This window comes from Archangium sp., from assembly GCF_036389735.1.
GTDB lineage: Bacteria > Myxococcota > Myxococcia > Myxococcales > Myxococcaceae > Archangium.
Window position 1 is genome coordinate 1 of the sequence record NZ_DASVWK010000880.1, and the last position, 3571, is coordinate 3571.

At 70.9% G+C, this 3571-nt stretch carries 3 protein-coding genes; 2 read left to right on the forward strand and 1 reads right to left on the reverse strand.

Annotated features, from left to right (window positions below; genetic code table 11):
* On the reverse strand, positions 1-330 hold a 330-nt coding region (locus VF794_RS31555), incomplete at its 3' end, for a ChaN family lipoprotein (RefSeq protein ID WP_331116827.1).
* Between the two features lie 109 nt (positions 331-439).
* Between VF794_RS31555 and VF794_RS31560 the strand changes: the two genes are divergently transcribed.
* Together VF794_RS31560 and VF794_RS31565 are read left to right on the forward strand one after the other, a co-directional pair.
* Positions 440-3199 (forward strand): TonB-dependent receptor, encoded by a 2760-nt coding sequence (locus tag VF794_RS31560; protein ID WP_331116828.1) that lies wholly within the window; start codon positions 440-442, stop codon positions 3197-3199.
* A partial coding sequence (locus VF794_RS31565) for a 5'-nucleotidase C-terminal domain-containing protein (protein WP_331116829.1) occupies positions 3199-3571 on the forward strand: 373 nt, incomplete at its 3' end. The genes VF794_RS31560 and VF794_RS31565, both read left to right, overlap by 1 nt.

Genomic DNA, 3571 nt, shown 5'->3' on the forward strand with positions numbered 1-3571 from the left:
GTACGCCTCCACCGCCGCCTGGTGCCGGCCCTCGACGCACTCGAGTGCCAGTACCACCCGGCGCCCGGTCTCTCGCACGCCCTCGACCAGCTCCAGGTAGGTCTCCTGGGCCAGCGGCAGCGTGTGGTAGTCGCCCACGTACACCACGTCCGCCGCCTGCACCTGCGCGGCCACCGCCGAGGCGGGCAGCACCCGCCGGTACTCGGAGGTGCGCCGACGGTAGCGGGCCTCATAGGCCCGGAAGGCGGTCGACTGGCCCTCGATGGCCCGGGCAATCTGGGCCTTCTGGCGGCGGAACAGGGCGAGGTGGAGGGCGAGCGACGCGCGCATGGGCCACTCACAAGTCGCACGCGCTTGCCACCCCGGCAAAAATTCGGCGCTCCCTCCACCCCCCTTGCCTTGACGTGCCCAGGCTCGCGGAGGACCATCGGGGTTACCCGTGAAGTCCGTCATTTCGAGCCCACGCTTCGTCCTCCTCGCGCTCGTGCTTCTCGTGGCGCTGCCCGTCCACGCCCAGGAGCAGGCGTCGCTGCGTCACACCGCGCTGGCCCAGGCCGAGCCCGGTGCGGTGCTCGTGATCGATGGCGTGCTCACCGGCACCCTGCGAATCCAGCGTGTCGTCGTCCGCTACCGGGGGCCCGGCGAGCCCTACGCCGAGGTGCCCATGGAGTTGCAGTACGGCGACCTCTACCGGGGTGTCATCCCCGCGGCCAACGTGGTGCCGCCCGGTGTCGAGTACTACGTGGAGGGTTTCACGCCCGGGGGAGATCGCGTCCCGCTCTTCAAGAGCGCCACCCGGCCCGCCCGCGTCATCGTCGTGGGCCAGGTGCCCACCACCCGGGTGCCACTCTCCGCCGCGCCCCCGTCAAAGGGCGGCCGGCCCGAGCCCGTCCGCAAGGGCGAGCCCGCCCCGAAGGTCGAGCGCAAGTCCGAGCCCGCCCGGGGAGCCGGCTCCGATGACGCGATGGCGGCCCTGACGGCCGATGTGCCCGCCGACACCGAGACCTCCCGCCCGGCGCCCGCCACGCGGCCCTCCCGGCCCCCCGAGCCCGCGGAGCCCCCGCCGGAGCGCTCGCAGTTGGAGGAGGACCTGGCCCTCTACTCCGCCGAGGACACCCTGGCGCTCGCCACCCGGCACGAGGAGAAGGTGAAGAAGGTTCCCGCCATCGCCGCCTCGTTCGGGCGCGAGCAGATCCGCGCGCTGGGTGCTCGCACGGTGGCGGACGTGCTGGACGTGGTGCCCGGCCTCACCATCAGCCGGGACGTGCAGGGCTTCCACCGCGTCTCCGTGCGCGGCCTGCGCAACGACGCCGAGGTGCTCTTCCTCCTCAACGGCCAGCGCCTCAACAGCTTCTACGATGGCAGGGCCCTGATGAACCTGCCGGTGGAGAACCTCGAGCGCATCGAGGTCATCCGCGGGCCCGGCTCGGCCCTGTACGGCGCCGGGGCCTTCCTCGGCGTGGTGAACATCGTCACCCACCGGGCCGAGGGCCTCCTCGCCGCCGTGTCCGGTGGCGGCTTCCCCTCGCTCGAGGACCGGCTCGCCAGCACCTTCGATGGCCACCTCGCGGGGGCGCACACCTTCGGCCGCTTCAAGCTCTCCGGCGACGCGGACGTCTGGTACCAGGCGGGCGACTCGGTGCCCATCGAGAAGGACGCGCTCGAAGCGGAGACGCTCGCCCAGAAGCTGCGCGAGCCGTTGGACCCCGCTGGCCATACCCATGACGAGCGGTTCTTCCTCAACCTGGGCCTGGGGGGAGAGATCGAACTCACGTCCCAGAGCCACCTCGACTTCTCCGCGCGCATGCTGTCCGAGGATCGCTCCGCCCTCATGGGCCTCTTCGACACCGTGGGCGAGGACTCACGCCTGAAGTGGCAGGTGCTGCTGGGCGACATCTCCTACGAGCACGCGGTGAGCGACCGGGTGCGCGTGCGCGCGCGCCTCCATGGCAACCAGCAGGACACGGATCGGCTCTTCCAGATCGGCCCGGCCAACTTCCGCATCGGCCCGGATGACAACCAGGTCTTCCCCGATGGCATGCTGGAGCAGACGCGCGTCACCGTGCGCTCGGTGGGGGCCAATGTCGACGCGGACCTGCTGCTCGGCGAGGGCAACCGCCTCTCGGTGGGCGCGGCGTCCGAACTCCAGATGCTGAGCGCCTACGGCTACGAGACCAACTACACCCTGGACAACCGGCGCCGCTCCTCGCTGACGACGCCCGACGGGGTGGTGGACATCCTGAACCTCGCGGGTGGCGCGGCCGCGCGGCGCCTGTCGTTCGGTATCTTCGCGCAGGACCAGTGGACGGTGGTGGAGCCCCTCACGCTCACCTTCGGCGTGCGCGTGGACGCCACCCAGCTGCCCGCGGTGGACACCACCAACAACACCATCACCGGCACCCGGTGGGTGCCCAGCGTCAACCCCCGCGTGGGGCTCGTCTTCTCCGCCACGGACTCGCTCGTCCTCAAGCTGCTCTACGGCCGCGCCTTCCGCTCGCCCACGCTCCAGGAGCTGGTGGAGACCATCCCCAACAGCGACTACAACCAGGGCCGCTTCGAGGGCAACCCGGGCCTCCAGCCCGCCGTGGTGAGCACGCTCGAGGCCGGCGCGGACCTCATCCAGACCGCTGGCGAGTCGCGCGTGCGCCTGCGCGGCAACGCCTTCTTCGAGAGCTTCTCCAACCCCATCATCCCCGTGGACACCTCGGGCAACATCGTCCCGGTGCGCAACCGCGAGCTGGGCGTGCTCGTCTACGGCGTGGAGGGTGAGGCCCGCCTGGAGGCCTCCAAGCGCGCCAACGCGTGGATCAATGCCAGCGTCTCCCGCGCCGAGGACCAGGAGCTGCCCGCCAAGCACCGGTACATCACCGACACCCCCCAGGCGCGCTTCAACGCCGGGGTGTCCATGCCCATCGGCGACTTCATCAACTTCGACATCGTCGTGCGCGCGGGCGCCGAGCGGCGCAACAACACCCGCTCCGTGCTGGAGCTCATCCGCCGCTACAAGATTCCGGCCTACAGCCTCATCACCGCCCAGGTGCGCACCGAGCCCATTGGCGACCACTTCGAGCTGGCCGTGGTGGTGCACAACGTCTTCGACCATGACATGCGCGACGACGTCCCCCGGCCGGACCGCATGCCCAACCTGCTGCCCCGCGAGGGCGTCTCCGCCTTCCTCACCCTGAGGGCTCGCAACTGATGCGTCGCTCGCTCACCGCCGCCGTTCTCGCCGTGGTCCTCGCACCGGGTCTCGGGTGCCTCCAGTACAACGATCCCTGCCAACCGCTGGTGGATGACCCGGACTCCGTCGTCGGCTACCTGGCCGACGACGTCTTCCTCGACAAGCCCTTCGCGCGCCACGACAACCACGCGCTCGGGCAGCTCGCCGCGGATGCCTTCCGCCACGCGGAGGATGGCTCCAAGGCCCCCGCCGAGCTGGGCATCGTCAACGGAGGCGCCCTGCGCGCCGAGGGCTTGTGCTTCACCCGCACCGTGCTCCCCAAGGGCCCCCTCAAGAACGGCCCGCTGCACGAGGTGCTCCTCTTCGAGAACGCCGTGGTGACGGTGGACC